The organism is Akkermansia muciniphila ATCC BAA-835, from assembly GCF_000020225.1.
GTDB lineage: Bacteria > Verrucomicrobiota > Verrucomicrobiia > Verrucomicrobiales > Akkermansiaceae > Akkermansia > Akkermansia muciniphila.
The window spans coordinates 2563478-2579799 of the sequence record NC_010655.1 but is presented as its reverse complement, the minus strand read 5'-3'; the positions used below and the strand labels follow the sequence as shown (position 1 = coordinate 2579799).

The 16322-nt window shown below is 57.6% G+C and carries 10 protein-coding genes; 4 read left to right on the top strand and 6 right to left on the bottom strand.

Features of this window, described 5'->3' with window-relative positions; translation table 11 throughout:
- Nucleotides 1-8: 8 nt before the first annotated feature.
- Nucleotides 9-1130 (bottom strand): zinc-dependent alcohol dehydrogenase, encoded by a 1122-nt coding sequence (locus tag AMUC_RS11295; RefSeq protein WP_012421139.1) that lies wholly within the window; start codon nucleotides 1128-1130, stop codon nucleotides 9-11.
- Between the two features lie 360 nt (nucleotides 1131-1490).
- Between AMUC_RS11295 and serS the strand changes: the two genes are divergently transcribed.
- Entirely contained in the window at nucleotides 1491-2771 is a 1281-nt protein-coding gene (serS, locus tag AMUC_RS11290) for a serine--tRNA ligase (RefSeq protein WP_012421138.1), read from the top strand.
- Nucleotides 2772-2807: 36 nt separating this feature from the next.
- Complete coding sequence (locus AMUC_RS11285) at nucleotides 2808-3587, top strand: hypothetical protein (protein ID WP_012421137.1); 780 nt, start codon at nucleotides 2808-2810, stop codon at nucleotides 3585-3587.
- 295 nt (nucleotides 3588-3882) lie between these two features.
- On the opposite strand, the gene hemW is transcribed toward AMUC_RS11285, so the two are convergent.
- From hemW to AMUC_RS11270, 3 genes are all read right to left on the bottom strand, one after another.
- Nucleotides 3883-4992, bottom strand: coding sequence for a radical SAM family heme chaperone HemW (gene hemW, locus AMUC_RS11280; protein WP_012421136.1), 1110 nt, complete (start codon nucleotides 4990-4992; stop codon nucleotides 3883-3885).
- A gap of 12 nt (nucleotides 4993-5004) precedes the next feature.
- Nucleotides 5005-7914: a hypothetical protein gene (locus AMUC_RS12845; protein WP_012421135.1), complete on the bottom strand. Its 2910-nt coding sequence runs from the start codon at nucleotides 7912-7914 to the stop codon at nucleotides 5005-5007.
- A 193-nt stretch (nucleotides 7915-8107) separates the two neighbouring features.
- A complete protein-coding gene (locus AMUC_RS11270; RefSeq protein WP_012421134.1) occupies nucleotides 8108-8755 on the bottom strand; it encodes a L,D-transpeptidase in 648 nt (215 codons plus the stop codon).
- A 131-nt stretch (nucleotides 8756-8886) separates the two neighbouring features.
- Here AMUC_RS11270 and pyrE point away from each other — a divergent pair, with 131 nt between their 5' ends.
- Nucleotides 8887-9456 carry an orotate phosphoribosyltransferase gene (gene pyrE / locus AMUC_RS11265; RefSeq protein WP_012421133.1) on the top strand — a complete coding sequence of 190 codons (570 nt, stop codon included), beginning with the start codon at nucleotides 8887-8889 and terminating at the stop codon, nucleotides 9454-9456.
- 13 nt (nucleotides 9457-9469) lie between these two features.
- Nucleotides 9470-10531: a beta-N-acetylhexosaminidase gene (nagZ, locus tag AMUC_RS11260; protein WP_012421132.1), complete on the top strand. Its 1062-nt coding sequence runs from the start codon at nucleotides 9470-9472 to the stop codon at nucleotides 10529-10531.
- 102 nt (nucleotides 10532-10633) lie between these two features.
- Here the strand turns inward: nagZ and AMUC_RS12245 are convergent, their stop codons facing one another.
- Together AMUC_RS12245 and AMUC_RS11250 are read right to left on the bottom strand one after the other, a co-directional pair.
- Nucleotides 10634-11530 (bottom strand): glycoside hydrolase family 16 protein, encoded by an 897-nt coding sequence (locus AMUC_RS12245; RefSeq protein ID WP_157738293.1) that lies wholly within the window; start codon nucleotides 11528-11530, stop codon nucleotides 10634-10636.
- Nucleotides 11531-11795: 265 nt separating this feature from the next.
- The gene (locus AMUC_RS11250; protein ID WP_012421130.1) at nucleotides 11796-16172 is read right to left on the bottom strand and encodes a DUF6288 domain-containing protein; all 4377 of its coding nucleotides are present in this window, start codon (nucleotides 16170-16172) and stop codon (nucleotides 11796-11798) included.
- Nucleotides 16173-16322 lie beyond the last annotated feature (150 nt).

The window sequence follows — 16322 nt, the reverse complement described above, 5'->3', positions numbered from 1 at the left end:
TTTTTTACTTATATATTTTTACTGCAATTACAAATGACGGCAATCTTGATGCCTTTCATCTGGACGTTGGTTTCCAGGGCTTCCGCGATTTCATCCAGCTTGAAGCGGTGGGAGATCAGCTTGGTCAGCGGCAGGCCGATGCCGTAGGCTCGCTTCAGAAAGTCGAATGTGGTCGGGTAGTCCTGCGGGGAGTACACCCAGGAGCCTACGGCGGTTACCTCCTTGTTGCAGAGGTCGTAATGGTGGTTGATAACGCTTTCCCCTCCATCCATGAAAAAGCCCACTTCGCACAGGCCGCCGCCGCGCTTCACGAACTTCCAGGCGTTGGCCCCGGCCTTGCCTACGCCCGTGCACTGAAAGACGAAGTCCGCCAGGCGGCCGCCGTTGTCCTTTTTCACGGCATCCAGCAGTTCGTTCAGATCCGCGTACCGGGTGAAGTTATACGTGCGGGAGGCTCCCATTTCCCTGGCCAGTTCCAGGCGGGAGTCATTGCCGTCCACAGCGATGATGGTTTCAATGCCCAGCGTGCGCAGCGTGGCGATTTGAAGAAGGCCGATGGGGCCGCAGCCCTGCACGAGAACCACAGAATTGAACTTGAGGAGCCCGGTGGACTTGGCGCGTTCCAGGGAATGGACCACCACTGCGGCGGGTTCCACCAGAATGCGCTGGTCCAGCGTCATGCCGGAAACATTGAAAAATGTGGAGCCCTTGCGGATGACGAGGTACTCCCCGAAGTAGCCGTTCAGATGCACGTCGTCGTCAGGCATCAGGCCATACACGCCCACATTTTCGCACAGGTTGGTGCGGGCCGGAGTATTCAGGCAGGCGTCACAGGTGCCGCAGGGAATGATGCAGGTGACGATCTTGTCCCCCAGCGCTACGGGATTTCCGGCGGTGTCTTTAGTGATATTCCTGCCCATGGCGACGATTTCCCCGGTGCCTTCATGGCCCAGGACCACGGGGCAGAGGCCGAAGGGGTCCCGGTTGTATTCGTGGCCGTCCGTTCCGCAAACGCCGCAGGCTTCCACCTTGATCAGCATTTCATCGTCTCCGATGGCGGGAATGGGATATTCACGGATTTCAAATGTCTTTGGTGCTGTCAGGACAGCGGCGCGTGCGGTTTGTTGCATGATGCCCTTACACTATCCTTTGCCGCCCGGATTCTTCAAGAACAAATAGTGATGAAAGGAACTCCGCCTGTTGGAACCGGGGGGAAGTTCCTTCCCGGTCCTTCCTGTAATGCACCCTGGCGCCGGATGTCCATGATTCCCGGAAACATGGAGAGTCCGGTCCTCCTGCTGTACGGTTTTCCTGAGAAGGAAAAAAATCATTGTCTGACACGGGAAAAACGGCAGTTTCCGGAAAGGGGCGGCATTCGGGAAAGCATGCCTCTGCGCGCAGCGTTTTTCCGTGAAAGGGTAACGTTTTTCCATGGAAGGCCGTTCATTTGGCTTGCGTGGCGGGGGGATGGAGTGCAAGCTGTGCGCGTTATGCTCGACATCCGTGTAATACGAGAAAATCCGGAAGAAGTGAAAGCGCGGCTAAAGCCCCGCAGCGGCGACGCGTGGAAGCTTGTTGATGACGTTCTGGCCTGCGATGAAGCGCGCCGCAATGCCGAGACGGAAAAGCAGGCCCTGCAGTCCGAGCGCAATGCCACCTCCAAGCAGATCGGCATGCTCAAGAAGAAAGGGGAAGACACTTCCTCCATTGAAGCGCGCGTGCGCGAAATCGGGGACCGCATCCGGGAACTGGACCGTGTCGCGGAGGAAAATGCAGCCCAGCTCACCTCCCTGCTGATGAACATTCCCAACCTGCCGCACCTGGAATGCCCCGTGGGTGCGGATGAAACGGCCAACCCGGAAATCAAGCTTTGGGGAGAAAAGCCCGCTATTGAAAACCCGAAGGACCATGTGGAACTGGCCGCGAATCTGGGCATGATTTCCTTTGAAGACGGAGCACGGATTACGGGCTCCGGTTTTGTGGTGTACCGTGGGGCGGGCGCCCGTCTGGAACGTGCCCTGATCAACTTCCTGCTGAATACGCAGACCGTGGAAAACGGTTATCAGGAAGTGGGCGTTCCTTTTGTGGTGAAAAGGGAGTGCATGGAAGGCACCGGCCAGCTTCCTAAATTTGAGGAAGACATGTACGGCACGGAAGACCAGCAGATGTTCCTGATTCCTACGGCGGAAGTGCCGGTCACCAACCTGTACCGGGATACCATTTTACAGGAAAGCGACCTGCCCATCAAGATGGCCGCGTACACGCCCTGCTTCCGCCGGGAAGCCGGAAGCGCCGGCCGCATCAACCGCGGTATGATCCGCGTCCACCAGTTTGACAAGGTGGAACTGGTGCAGATTTTAAAGCCGGAAGACTCCTTCCGGGAGCTGGAAGTGCTCCGCAGCCATGCGGAATCCATCCTTCAAAAACTGGGGCTGCATTACCGGGTGATTGAGCTCTGCACGGGAGACCTCGGTTTTTCCTCCGCCAAGACGTATGATATTGAAGTATGGGCTCCGGGACAGGGGCAGTATCTGGAAGTTTCTTCCTGTTCCTGCTTTACGGACTACCAGGCGCGCCGCATGCGCCTGCGTTACAAGGATGCCGACGGCAAGAACCAGTTCTGCCACACCCTGAACGGTTCCGGCACGGCTCTGCCGCGGCTGTATGTGGCCCTTCTGGAAACTTACCAGCAGCCGGACGGCTCCATCCGGATTCCGGAGGCGCTTGTGCCGTATTTCGGCGCGGACTGCATCCGTCCTGAACAGGCTTGAACCTGCGTTTTTCCCGTCCCAACCCTGAATCAGCCCATGCCTGACGAGGGCCCTCTGGAACATTACCTGACTGTTTCCCATGAGCCGGAACCGGACATTCCGGAACCGGCTCCGGAACGCAGTCCTGGACCGTGGCGAGAAAGGGGCATCATGCTGGGCCTGGGCTTTCTGCTGGGGTGCATCGGGGCTTATGCGCTGGTTTACTCGGAAATGTCCGGCGGCATGCGGTCGCTGAAGCAGTCGCTTTCAGAAGAACGCGACTTGAACGCGTCCCTGCAGAAAGAACGTGCCCATCTGCGGGAAACGTTGGAACAGGCACGCATGGACGCTCTGCTGGAGGAACGCTCCCCCCTTTCCGTGACGGTCGGCGGTATTCCCAAGACAAGCCGCAAGCCCGTTCCCCAGCCTCCGCCGCTTACGCCATTATCCTCCGGAGGACTGGCATCCCCGTCTTCCGCGCCGGTTCCCGGTTCTCTGGATGACCGTCTGGTCAATCCGGGGCCGGAGGACTGGAAGGAGCGTTACCAGTACGCCGCTTTGAAATATAACCAGGTGGTGGAGGATTACAACAGGCTGAAGAAACTTTACATGAACCTGGTGGGTCGGAGCGGTGCAGCCGGCGGGCTGGTGACGGGGGCCCAGTTTTACAAAGCTCTGCGGAAAGATACCCGTGCGGAGGCGCGCAAGCTGGATGAACGCTACATGAAGGGAGGGATGCGGGGCAGCGAGCTTCGGGAACTGGAACGCAGCCGGGACGAGATGAGGCACCGGGACTGGTGGTTGAAAAAAATGGCACGCCAGTTCCAAATTGATTAGATACGTGGGTGTTGCCGGCGTGAAGTATTGTTTTTGTGAAGCGCCCCTTGCTGAAATTCCTGTTGCATGGAATCTTTTTGCAGAGAGCCGTACGGTCACAAAAAGAAATCCCTTTCCCAAAGAGCCGGGATGAAAAAACAACATCCGAATACGCAGATACCGGTATCTTTTTTTTGCGGGATGCTCCTTGGATATTGAAAATCAGGGAACAAAGTAGCCCATGCCCGCTTATTCCAGTGTCCGGTTCGCACCGGATTCCGCAGACTGCTGATCTCTGAGGCGGAAAAACTATCCGTCAGCACAGTTCCGCTGCGATGGCGTCCACGAGCAGGCGTCCGCGGCCTTTCAGGATGAACCTTTGTTCCGGGGAAATGTCCGCCAAGCCCAGTTCCCGGTATTGTTCCAGCAGAGGACGGGATTCCGGCAGAATGTATTTCAGCGGCAATCCTTCATCCGTCCGGAGCATCAGGGCAATGCGTTCCAAGCGGTAGTCTTCCTCGGTGACGGGTTCCTGTTCGGAAAGGGGGAGGCCGTTTTCCAGCGTGCTGCGTATGTAGGCGTCCGTATCCCGCGTGTTGGAGTACCGTATGCCGTTGATGGTGCTGACCGCGCCAGGCCCTATGCCCACATAGTCCTCTCCCTTCCAGTAGGCCATGTTGTGGGGGGAGATGCAGCCCTCCCGGGCGTAGTTGGAGGTTTCATAGTGGCGCAAGCCTGCCGCCTCCAGCATGTGTTCCGCCAGTTCAAAAAAGGCGGCGTCTTCGTCCGGATCCTGCCTTTTCTCTCCCCTCAGCAGGCTCCGGAAGAATTCCGTGTCTTCTTCATAGGTGAGGTTGTAGGCGGAGATATGGTCCGTTCCGGCGCGGACAGCTTCCTTCAGGGTGGCTTCCCATATGGAGAGGGTTTGCCCCGGAATGGCGAACATGAGATCCATGTTGATATGGGGCATTCCCGCATTTTTCAGCATTTCCACGGAGTGCAGAGCCTGGGCCGGGGTATGTTCGCGCCCCAGCAGATGCAGGATGCCGGAATCCAGGGACTGCACGCCCAGGGAGACACGTGTCATGCCCAGGCTGCGCCAAAAGCGCACTTTTTTTTCCGTAAAGGTGGCGGGGTTGGCCTCAAAGGAGAATTCGTCCAGTTTGTCCACGGGCACGAGACGATCCAGGGTTTCCATAAAATGCCCCAGATGCGTGTCCGAGAGCATGGAGGGAGTACCCCCGCCAAAATAAAGCGTAGCCGTTTCCCCTCCGCGGTTTGTGGCCAGAGCGGCTGCGCGGGATTCCGCCTCCCTGCCCAGAGCACGGATGAATGATTTCATGTCCGTGGAGGCCGGCGTGTGCTTGAAGAAAGCGCAGTACGGGCAAATACGGTGGCAGAAAGGAATGTGGACGTAGAGGTGCACGGAAGCGGGGAATCAGCGTCTCCGGCGGCGTCCGGAGGACCCATTCCCATCGCCTTTCTTGTCCTGGGAAAGCTCCAGAATTCTGTCGGAAGCCTCTTTCATTTCCGACTTGACGCGGGATTTTTCCGAACCGTCAGCCAGAGACATGTAGTTTTTCGTCAGGGCGTCGTAGAAGGGGTGGATTTTCGTTTCCTTCTTATTTTTGGGCTTGTATTTGAACCCGTCCGGACAGGTGTCCAGCATGTTTTTCATCCAGGGGATCAGTTCTTCCTTGGGCAGGGCCTGGCACAGGGCGGCCAGGGAAAAGGACATTTCCTCCTGATCCACATCCTTGGGTTCCTTCAGGGCGTTGCTGTCGTCCCGGTAGAAATTGAGGGCTTTCTTGAATCCCCTGTCTACGGTTCTTTTGAGCCTGTCCGTGCCCTGGGCCTTGGCATACGCTATCTGATAGGCGGCCTGAGGCTCCGGGTAGGAGTTGCGTTTGGATTCAGACTTGAGCCAGGACATGAGTTCGGCCCACTGGAAGGTCTTATAGTCATATTCCTGTTTCAGGGCATTTTCCAGAATCACGGAGCAGAGCACATTGACGTATTCCCTGGCATGGTTGGCCAGCATGTCCTTGCCGTTTTTGTCGCCGCGGCCTACGGAGGAAACGTATTTGCGCGTTTTCCAGAGTTTTCTGATGCCCATGCCGTCCGGCAGGGCCTCCCTCACTTCATCCACCATCTTGGTGGCTCCCATGAGGTCCTGGGGTTCCTGCTTGAAGAGCGTGTACCAGGCTTCCGTGTAGAACGGGTTGGCCTTGAGCACGGTCCTCATGGCGGTCTGCGTGAATTCCTTGGGGAGCGTGGCGGAAGGGTCGGCCGTCTCTTCCGTGGAGGAGCCGGTGGCCGCCAGTTTGTAAATGTTCATGGCGAATCGGCTGTCGATGAACTTTTCATAGTCGATATTCATGGACAGGGCCAGTCCAGACTGGTATTCCGCATTGCCAGTGCGCGGTGCGTTGGAATCCCGGAAGTACCAGAATCCCGTGGTGGCTTTCAGGGTGTCCACACTTTGTCCCACGCTCAGCCAGCAGCCGTTGCCGGTGAAATGGGTGGTCATCAGGTTGCCGTGGCCAGGCTGCCCGGCGGGGGCGGCGGGAATGCCGCGCGCGATCTGGGAATTGCGGGAGATAAGGGACATGGTGCCGCACACGCCGCCTTCATGGAGCTTGCGTTCATTGGATTCCCTGGACCATTCCGGATCCGGGTCAAAGCTGAACAGGATGGGCGGTTCCTTATCGTCATCCGCCCGGTAGGGGCCGTACAGCCACAGGCGGGTCGGGCCCCGCTGGCCCATGTAGCGTTCCCACACGCTGTCGCACTCACGCAGAGGGCGCGTTTCCGAAAGGGCCATCATGGCCGGCCAGGGCGTTCCTTCCAGGGAGACGCCGGTCCATTCCACACGCTTGCGGTCCACGTCGCGCAAATCACCGCAATGTTCATATTTATCCACCAGGTAGGAAAAGAATTCCACCGGAGTGGGGAAGGGATCCCTCTTGCGCCTCAGCTGGCCGTGGCGGTACATGTATTCGTGCAGAAAGCCGGCCAGGTTGTCTTCCGTAATGGCGGAGTCCCCAATTTCCGAGACGGTGGGGTATTTCCTGAGCCAGGCCTGCTTGGGGGTAATTTTTTTGCGGTCCAGATAGGCTTCCACCTTTTTGTAGCATTCCTCATCCACGGTGCGGGGGGCGTTCCCATACCAGTTGACGGGCGGTTTCCCGGCGCAGTACAGGTCCGCTGGCGGAGGCATGACTCCGGAGGATCTCAGATCATTCAGCTTGCCCAGGGCATCAACGTAACGGCCCTGATGGGTAAGGTCGAAGGCTCCCATGCCGAATTCGCGGCGTCCTACTGCGAACGCCAGAACGAGCTGGTCATATTTTTCCGTTGTTTCCAGCCCCAGTTCATCAATCATGAAAGCCACATTGGTGGCGACGCTGGGGTCCGGCGGGAAGAACATGGCGAAGACTTCACGATTGTTTTTCGTGTTTTTCAGCCATTTTTCAAAATCCGGAGAAAAACTGCCTCCGCGTTTTTTCACGTAATCCCGTACGTAGGCTTCCGCGTAATGGGGATATTTATTCAACAGTTTTTCAGAAAATTTCCCTTTGGACGCGATAGCTTCCTCCCGTAAAGCCTTTTCCATGGCAATGACTTCCGGGGAGGGGGAAAGGTCGGGAGCAGGCGGCTCCGGTTCAGGCTCCGGTTCCGGTTCGGGAGCGACCACCACGGGTTCCGGTTCAGGAGTGACCACCACGGGCTCCGGTTTTGGCGGAGCGGGCTTGGGTTTGGGTTTGGGCGGAGCCGGTACGGGCACGGTAACGGCTTTAGCGACGGGTTCTTCTTTATCCTTGAGTATCTGGTAGCCCAGAAATCCGAAGAGGGCGAGCATCCCGGTCACAATGACCGGGATGACCGGAAACCCTCCGGAGTGCTTTACCCGCGGCAGCGGCGTTCCGGGGATGGCGGCGCCGACTACGGGTTTCCGCAGTTGCGGTTGCTGCGGTTTTTTTGCGGGGCGGAGAGCCTGGGCATGCGCTGCAGCCGGCTGGGGCTGCGCCGGAGAAAGCGGGTAAAGGAAGAGCACGGTGCCGAATCCCCTCAGCTTGCCTTCTGCATTGGCTGCGTATTGGGTTTCAAAAGCTTCCCGGGCCTGGGCGAATTGGGATTCATTTTCCGGAGAGACAGCCAGTTCTCCGCTGGCCAGGTCACGCGTAACGAGGCCCCGGGGGCAGAATTCGCGTATCAGGACGGCATGGCCTTCCGGGGAAAGAGCCTGGTACAGATGATAGTCCGGACCGCTTTCTACAAGCGCCGTGATTTTGTAGCCGCCTATGTTGAAATGGGGCGGCAGGGCAGGGGGAGGAGGGATTGTCATGACGAATCAAGAGGTCAAAGATCCCGTATATTCAAAAAGGTTCGGAGCCGTTTGTCAATGCCGGAGTGAGGAAGCTGCGCCATGAAACGGGAGCAGTTATCAGCACGGAACGCTTCCGGACGGCGGGAATACGAAACACGCCGGTTTCCGGAAAGTGTGGCATTTCTGCGGCGCAATGCCGCGCAGGAAACGGCTAACGGATGGTGACCTTGGTGCCGATGGGGGTGTGTTCAAAGAATGTCTTGGCCATGTCCTCCGGCAGGCGCACGCAGCCGTGGCTGACCGGATATCCGGTGACAAAACCCACATGCATGCCGTAGCCTCCCGTAATCCGCATCCAGTAAGGCATGGGGGCGGGGTCGAAGTAGGTTCCTGCCGGCGCTCCGCCAGCCCTGGCGTTGTAATCTCCGTTGACGACGGCTCCGGTGGATTTGCTGCGCAGAACGCCGTATGTGCCGGATTTGTAGTTGGCGTCTTTCTGGATGATTTTGTATGTTCCCCTGGGAGTGCCGTAGCCTTCCTTGCCGGAAGACATGGGGGAAACGCCCACGAGCGTGGTTCCCACGTAGTAGAAGACTTTCTGCTGCTTGAGGTCAATGATGATGTGCTTTTCCCCCTGGGTGCCCGCCGGCAGATCCCAATATCCCTGGCCCAGACGGGCTTCCGGAGGCAGATCCGTGTTGACGCCTGAGGTGGCGCCCACCCCGGACAGATAATCGTCCCGTCCGGACATTCCCTGAATTTTTCCGGTGATTTGGTCAAACAGCGGGGGCCTCTCGTACGATATGCAGGAAACAAGAGCGGAACTGATAGAAACTAACGCCAGTATGCCGGATTTCATGGGAACGGGAAAATGTCAGGCAGGTTATGGGGCCTGTCCTCCTTTTTGTCAAGATTTGCATGCTGTTATCCGTTGCTTATTCCGGGGGTATCTGTTATACACGGCGAACCATTTCATTCATCCCTATTTTCATGAGCGAACAATACGATCTTCTTAAAAGCATTCTTTTGGAAAAATCCGTGCGTACGGGAACTTTTACACTGGCTTCCGGCAAGGTGTCCGATTTGTATGTGGACTGCCGCATGACAGCCCTGGACCCCGTAGGAGCCACTCTGGTGGGCGCTCTGGGCTGGAAGCTGGTGAAGGAGGATATTTTGCCCCGTTTCCCGGAGGTGGCGGCCATCGGCGGCATGACCATGGGGGCGGACCCTATTTCCCTGGCCGTCGGCATGACCAGCGCTCTGGAAGGGGCGGAAAAGACGCTTCAGGTGTTCACCGTGCGCAAAGAACCGAAGGACCATGGCCGCGGCCGCCGTATTGAAGGCAATTTCCAGGCCGGGGATACCGTGGTCGTGGTGGATGACGTTATCACGACGGGAGGCTCTACGCTGAAGGCTATTGATGCCATTGAGGCGGAAGGGGGCAGGGTTGCCGCCGCCCTGGTGCTGCTGGACCGAGAGGAAGGCGGACGCCAGGCGATTGAGGAACGCGGCATTCCCGTTTACCCGCTGTACACCAGGACTTCCTTGTTGGGCCATTAATCTTTTTTCGTCCATGCTCCCTGCCCTGATCGGCATAAGCGGCCATGAAGTGGGCGCGGAGGAGGAGGCTGCCATCCGGCGTTTGCAGCCGGCCGGATTCATTCTGTTTTCCAGGAATATTGATTCCGTGGAGCAGGTGCGCGGTCTGACGGAGTCGCTGCGGAAACTTTGCCTCCACCATCCTGTCATTGCCGTGGATCAGGAGGGGGGGCGGGTGGTTCGCACCGCTTCCCTGGGCTTGAATTTGCCCTCCCCGGCTTCGCTGGCCCGGCTCGGTTCGGTTGGCGGCATCGTGGAACTGGGCGCGGTGACGGCTTTAGCTCTCCGCTACCTGGGGGTGAACCTGAATTTTGCCCCGGTGCTGGATATTTGCCATGATCCGTCCGCAGCCAACGCGCTGCCCGGCCGCTGCTGGGGAGACAATGCGCAGGACGTTATTTCACGCGGCGGCGTTTATGCCTCCAACCTGCGCCGGGGAGGCGTGCAGAGCTGCGGCAAACATTTTCCCGGCATGGGGCGTGCCCTGGCGGATCCCCATTTCAGCCTTCCCGTGATCGGCCTGGATGAACGGGAGCTGTTCAAGACGGATCTGCTGCCTTTTCTGGCTCTGTGTCCGGCATTGTCCTCCATCATGTCCGCCCATATCATGCTGCCTCAGATTGATCCCGATTATCCCGCCACCTTGTCTGAACGGGTGATCAGGGGGCTTCTGCGTGACCGCCTCGGTTTCCGGGGCGTGGTGTTTACGGATGATTTGTGCATGGGGGCGATTACGACGCAGTATTCACCGGATGACGCCGCCTTCCTGTCCCTGAAGGCCGGATGCGATCTTCCCCTGATTTGCCATGACCCTCTTCCCTGGCTGGATGGGTTGGCTTCCCGCCAGGAAAGTTTGAACGCCTATGACCGGTGGGATTCTTTCAAACGGGTGGAAAAGCTGAGCGACTCCCTGTGTTTCCCGTTTCCGGAAAAGGCTTCCCTGTGGGATTCCTGCCTCCGCCGTGCGGAGGCTCTATGCCGCCTGGAAGAGGACGGAAGAGAAAAACTGCCTTCATCCCCAGTCCAGAAATATTGAGGCAGGTGCCAATGACGGTTTTTGCCTGAGAATATGCCGGGAATGTCCCGGAAGATTTATTCCCGCGGCAGGGAGGAACAAAAGGAAAAGGTGTGTGGGCAATCAGTTTCTTTTGCGGCGAGCCGCCAGCAAGGCCATTCCCAACAGGCCCAGCGAAGCCACAGCGGGTTCCGGAACGAGGTGGTTGTAGATGCTTGAGGAATAGACTTTGACATAATCGATGTCGAATGCGGCTCCGGAATTGGCCAGCGTATTTTGGTCGATTCCCTTATTAACTCCTGCGTTTTCCACCCAGCTGCCTCCAATCTGCTGGTCGATGATCAGGTAGAATTCGTTTCCGTCCTTGTCAAAGGGCCAGTTTGCGTTATTGGGCTTTTTGAATGAACCGGTTGCTTTTCCATCCACATAAAAGGTGATGCCTTCTTCCGTCCATTCCATCCCGTAGGTATGCCAGTTTGCTTTTTCGGCACCATCGTTCCAACCGGGGGTGACCCCCTGGGAGTTATCCTGGTTGGGAACGCCGTTTTGCGACCAGTGGATTGTCTGGTAAACACGGCCTTCGTAATTCAGGTGTTCCATGATGTCAATTTCCCCTCCGACAGGCCAGCCGATGCTGTCGGATTTGGGCATCATCCAGATGGCCGGCCAGACGCCCTGCACACAGTCGAATCTGGCGCGGACTTCTACGTATCCATATTGGAAGGAGAAGGTTTTCAGGGAATATACCCCTCCGCAGGCGTATGTCCTGGCTGGGGCAGTCTGGTTGGTTTGGGTGGTGTAGTCCCCGTATTTTCCCCACAGGGTCATGGCGGAGTTGCCGTCCTTTTCCCGGAATTCCACAAGGCTTTCGTCCCGGGATTGGTACTTGCGCCAGTCCGGGGCATTATAGCCTACGTAATCAATGCGGCTCCAGTTGTGTGCGTTCAGCGATGAGCCGTCAAAATTGTCTTCAAAAACGAGTTCCCAGTTCCTGTCAGAAACCCAAGGGGTTGCCGCCATGACGGAGGATCCTGAAAGTGAGAGAAAAAGAATAGGAAAAAGGAGCGTTGTCCTGATGAACATAATAAGGAAATATAGGGGAGGCGCGGCTTGGTGTCAATAGACAAGAAGTTGGCTGGCCGCCCCGGCATGGAGCAGGGAATTTCCTCCCTCCTTAAAAATGGTATGTCCGGTTTTTCCAGCAGGGACACGGCGATTGGCGCCCCTGCCGGGATTTCCTCATCACAAGTTTTTTTTGTTATTCCAGGCCGCAGGTGAAAGCCGTTTAAGACTGGAGAGCCATATTTCTGACGGCGTTTGCCTTGTACACGTGCAGTTCCGCAAGGCGGACTTTTCCGCCCTTCTGGAAGAGCTTGATGCGCAGCCTGTTGGTGGTGACAGGGTCAAACGTCCGCATGCATTTGATAAATCCATTGCCCGGAAGCTGGAGCATGCGCAGTACTTCCGGTTCATTCGCGTACATGGCTTTCTGAGCATCGCTGACGCCGGCAGTAGAGGCCCCCAGGGAGCCCCAGTGAATAGGAATCCACTTGCCGCCTTTGTTGGCTTCAATGACTAAACGGTTGTTGCCCTTTTCAATCTTGATGTCCACGGCGCGCAGGGCGGCAGGGGATTTCAGGGTGAGTTCCAGCACCAGGGGCTCGTCTTCCGAGGGGGACGCGTCCAGTTCTTCAACGGTGGTAGCGTCCCTGTCCAGTAGTTTGGCCGTATCCACACGGCCTCCGGTAGAGGCTTTCAGCTTATAGTCCGCGACTTCCTCCGTGGAACTGCCCAGCAGTTTCAGTTCACGCACGCGGCATTCCAGGCCGTGCCAGTCCGTAGAAACGCGGAACAGGCAACGGGAACCTTGAGTCAGGCAGGAGTCATTCGGGGAAACCCAGGTTGTTTCCTTCTTTTTGTCCGTTTTGTCGTACACCTCTATCTGGTTGCCCTGGGAGGCCGCGGAAATGTAGGTTCCGTCCGGCAGATGGAAGGAGCATCCCCAGTTGCCGTGGTCCCGGATCAGGATGCCCGGCACCCACAGATGGTTGCAGTTGGTGACTGAAAGGGCTTTTTCCGGGCATCCCACTTCAAAGCCGCCCACGGCGATGGGGCGGTCGTATTCCACATCCAGGTCATTGACGCGCCATTTGATTTTGGCGTTCATTTTCTGCACGCCCGGCTGGGTGGGACCGCTGAGTTCCTTTTTATAGGAGTAAACGTTCCACTGTCCGCCGAATTTGGAATTGGGCGTCCAGGAAATGGTTTCCATGGGGGAGAAGGTGGTCGTGTCGCTGAATTGCACCGTGCCGGCAAAGTCATATTTGTAGGCGGAATTGGCTTTTCCTTCCAGTTCCTTGTCGCGGTGAAGCCCCAGGGCGCGGCCGCCCAGCGGCTGCTGGACATCCACGGTTAAAGAATATTCCCCGGGTTGGGGGTTATCGTCCTTGCGCTTGGGTTCAAAGAAAATGCGCACATCCATGCCCAGAACCATTTCCGCGCAGGTGGCCTTGGTGAGCTGGTCCACCCCGGGAATTTCCATGATAGCCTTGGCGATGGGGAGGGCGCGGTTGTTGACGACATTGATAAGCTTAAAGCGGCAGCCTTGTTCCACAGGAATGTTTTTCAGTTCCCGGATGGCGGATTTCAGGGAGGCGGGCGCCTTGGCCCCAAGCGCCGCATTTACCATGGACCAGTTGCGCACGTAGGTATTCAGGAAGCGGGATTCCGTATCGATGATAGGGGGCACCTTCCGGAATGTCTTTGCCTGAAATTCCGGCTTGCCCGTGATTGCCAGGTTCCGGCGTTCCGCGCAGAGGGCCGTGATCCAGATGCTGGTGCGGATGTAGGTGCCGATGACGGGATCCGCCGTCATCAGTTCCAGGCGGTTGGGGTTCTGCATCATGCCGCCGTCAAAGGGGCGCAACAGCGTCAGTTTCCATCGAAAAGCCTCCATGTTTTTGTAATATACTTCCGGATTGGTTCGCCAGTAGGCGGGAAGGGCCCACATGATGGAGAGCGTCTCGGAGGAGTGGCCCTGGTCACAGCCGCCGATGGGGCCTTCACCGTACATGATGCGGCTGTTTTTGGTGTACAGTTCCGGGCCGCCGCAGATGAGGGAAGCAATGTAGTACGGGCCATGGCGGCCGGAGTAGGTTCCCCCGCATTCGCGGTTGGGTTCAAAGGTGAAGGTTTCCGTCATGCGGCCGTAGGGCCCCATGCCGGTGGGGCAGATGGACTGGGCATGATCCATCATTTTGTCCAGCACATCGTCTTCCGTGCGCGCCGGGGTTTTGCTGGCCAGCGCCAGGAACAGGCACATGTGGGAGCCGCCAATGCTGACGCCTGTTCCCCGGTAGCCCGGGTGAATGCCGTGGCCGGTGACGAAGTCCCCGTAAAGGACTTCGTTTTTCATGCGCTGCACGCCGTTGCGGATGGCTGGGAGAACGGAGTTGTCCCGGTAGCGCAGCCAGTATTCACACAGAAAAATACCTGCGGATGCCTGGGGGACGGCCCACCAGCACTGGGAGCCGGAGAAGGCGATGTAGTGCGCCGCCTTTTTAATGACGGGGTCATATTTAGGGTTGCCCGTGGCCATCAGGGCCAGCCCGGCCCAGCCCGTATCATAATGGTTGCCGCAGTAGCCGCCCGGACGTTCCCAGGAACCGTCCTCGCGCTGCTGGGCCGCCAGCCATTCACTCATCATGTGGACAACCGCCTTGCTCTTGGCGCAGTTTTTGGGGAAGCCGAGGGCATAGGAGCCCAGCTGGGGTATTTTAAAGGTGACATTTTTTACGTATTTCTTCACGGCGTCCGGCAGAGTGGAGGAGCCTCCCACCTGTACGGTCACGCCAACGGAGGCAGACCACCTGGGGGTTCCTGTCCCTTTGAGTTCCCAGTCTCCCCTGGGGATGTCAAAAACCAGGGAAGAGACGGCGTGGGCCTGCCATACGCTGCTTTTGGGGTCATACTTGGCCTCCCCGTAACCTACGGTGTATTGCAGGGCCCGGGTCAGCGGAACGGTTCCGCCGGGACCTTCCAGCCTCAGGCCAGACCATTCAAAACCGTCGCTGCCAATGCCGTTGCCGCCGTCATCCACGCGCAGGCGCACCTGCTGGCCGCCCTTTACCGGAATGGAAAGGGAGACGGGCTTTTGGGCCCGTTCCTCCCGTAAAACTTCTTTCCAGAGAGGCTGGATGCCCTGGATTTTTTCCACGCTTTCCGCGGGAATAATATTCAGGGTTATTTTTCCGGCTCCTTCCGCCTTGTCCACCAGTAGGCCCGCGTGCATGTCCAGGCCGCGCCTGTTTTGGTGCTGATAAGGGCCGTAAAGCACGTCCAGGCTTTGAGACGTTTTGAAGGGGTGTCCGTCAATGCCCAGGATCAGATCTCCTTCCTTGATGTATTTTTCAGCGGGGGAACCCTCAATCACCTGGGTGACCGTGTAGAGGTTCGCCACGGGTTCCCCGTTGGGATCCAGCATGGTCTTGGGGAAGAAGCCGCGGAAGTTCGTGTCCGGCCAGGAGGCGTCCAAACCGCGGGCTCGGAATCCCAGGGGGCCGAAGGTGGTGATCCAGCCTTTGGCTACTTCCTCGGAATTGCCGAACCAGCTTGTGTACAGGTTGGCGTATTGCTTTTTCCACTGGTTCAGCGTCATGGGCTTGGCGAATTTCCTCACATAGGAGTTGACGTCTCCCATATTGGTGGTTTGCCTGGAGGCTTTTCCCCGTAGACGCGTTTCAAGAACAGGGGTGACGGCAGATTGTGCCGCCTGTGCTTCCTTCCGGTTGGCGGAATTTTCCGGTTCCGGCTGTTTTCCGTCTGCAGCGTCATGGGCCGGGACATCGGATTCTCCGGCAGTCTGAGCAGGGGAGGCGGCGGATTCATTCTTTAAAATGTCCGGGGCGTTTCCGTTCCTTTCTCCGGAGGAAATAGGCGGCGGTGTTTTTTTCGGCTGTTCCACGTCTCCGGACGGGGAGGCGGGCACGGCGTTTTTCTGTTCCGGAGGGGTTTCCGCCTTTACGGCGGGCAGTACGGCTTTCTTTTCCGGTTTGGCAGCTTTCTTCTTTTCCCTGCCGGATTGGGGGACGGCCGGTTCCTGCAGAGAGACGGATTTTTCCGAAGTTGTCTGGGTGTAATAATAAGTTCCGCATGCGCCTCCCAGCAGGAGCAGGGTAAGGAGCCATAGGCCAACGGAGTTTTTCTTTTTCCGAGGCTGGGGAAGGGAACCCGCATGGACGGGCGCCGCCCCGGTTCCGGGAGTGGACAGCGGCCGTTGATCGCTCCGGAGGGGCTCCGCCGGGGGGATGACCGGACCGGGAGGAGGCTCCGCTGCGGCATGGCTGCCGGGAATGGCATAAGCCAGGTACAGGGTGCCCAGGGCGGAAATTTCCCACAGGGAACCGGTTCGGAACTGGGCTTCGAAGTCATTTTTCAGCGGAAGAACTTCCCGTTCAATATCCGTGTTTTCCGGATAACGCAGTTTTCCGCTTTCCGGGTCGCGCACAGCGAGCCCCTGGGGGCAGAATTCGCGGAGCAGGTATGGAACATGGTTGGCATCCGAAACGTAATAAACATGGCAGAGAGGGGCCGTCTGTTTCAGGGATTGAATAAGATAGCCGTTGATATTAAATCCGGAAGGCAGGGGTGGAGTATGTTCCATGGTCACAGGCGGTTAATTATCGGCTACCTACTAGCATACCCGGGGGACTCTATCAATGTAAAAAGAGGTTTTCCTTTTCCGGAGCGTGTGACGCAATTAATTGATTATTTACTTGAATGCATGTCTGTTCTGTGGTGCAAGCAAGGCTCG

Bases quoted from the DNA above. Each gene is read 5' to 3' on its own strand.
- pyrE (WP_012421133.1), top strand. From the start codon at position 8,887: ATGAGCGAACAATACGATCTTCTTAAAAGCATTCTTTTGGAAAAATCC.
- serS (WP_012421138.1), top strand. From the start codon at position 1,491: ATGCTCGACATCCGTGTAATACGAGAAAATCCGGAAGAAGTGAAAGCG.
- AMUC_RS12845 (WP_012421135.1), bottom strand. From the start codon at position 7,914: ATGACAATCCCTCCTCCCCCTGCCCTGCCGCCCCATTTCAACATAGGC.
- AMUC_RS11285 (WP_012421137.1), top strand. From the start codon at position 2,808: ATGCCTGACGAGGGCCCTCTGGAACATTACCTGACTGTTTCCCATGAG.
- AMUC_RS12245 (WP_157738293.1), bottom strand. From the start codon at position 11,530: ATGGCGGCAACCCCTTGGGTTTCTGACAGGAACTGGGAACTCGTTTTT.
- AMUC_RS11250 (WP_012421130.1), bottom strand. From the start codon at position 16,172: ATGGAACATACTCCACCCCTGCCTTCCGGATTTAATATCAACGGCTAT.
- AMUC_RS11270 (WP_012421134.1), bottom strand. From the start codon at position 8,755: ATGAAATCCGGCATACTGGCGTTAGTTTCTATCAGTTCCGCTCTTGTT.
- AMUC_RS11295 (WP_012421139.1), bottom strand. From the start codon at position 1,130: ATGCAACAAACCGCACGCGCCGCTGTCCTGACAGCACCAAAGACATTT.
- nagZ (WP_012421132.1), top strand. From the start codon at position 9,470: ATGCTCCCTGCCCTGATCGGCATAAGCGGCCATGAAGTGGGCGCGGAG.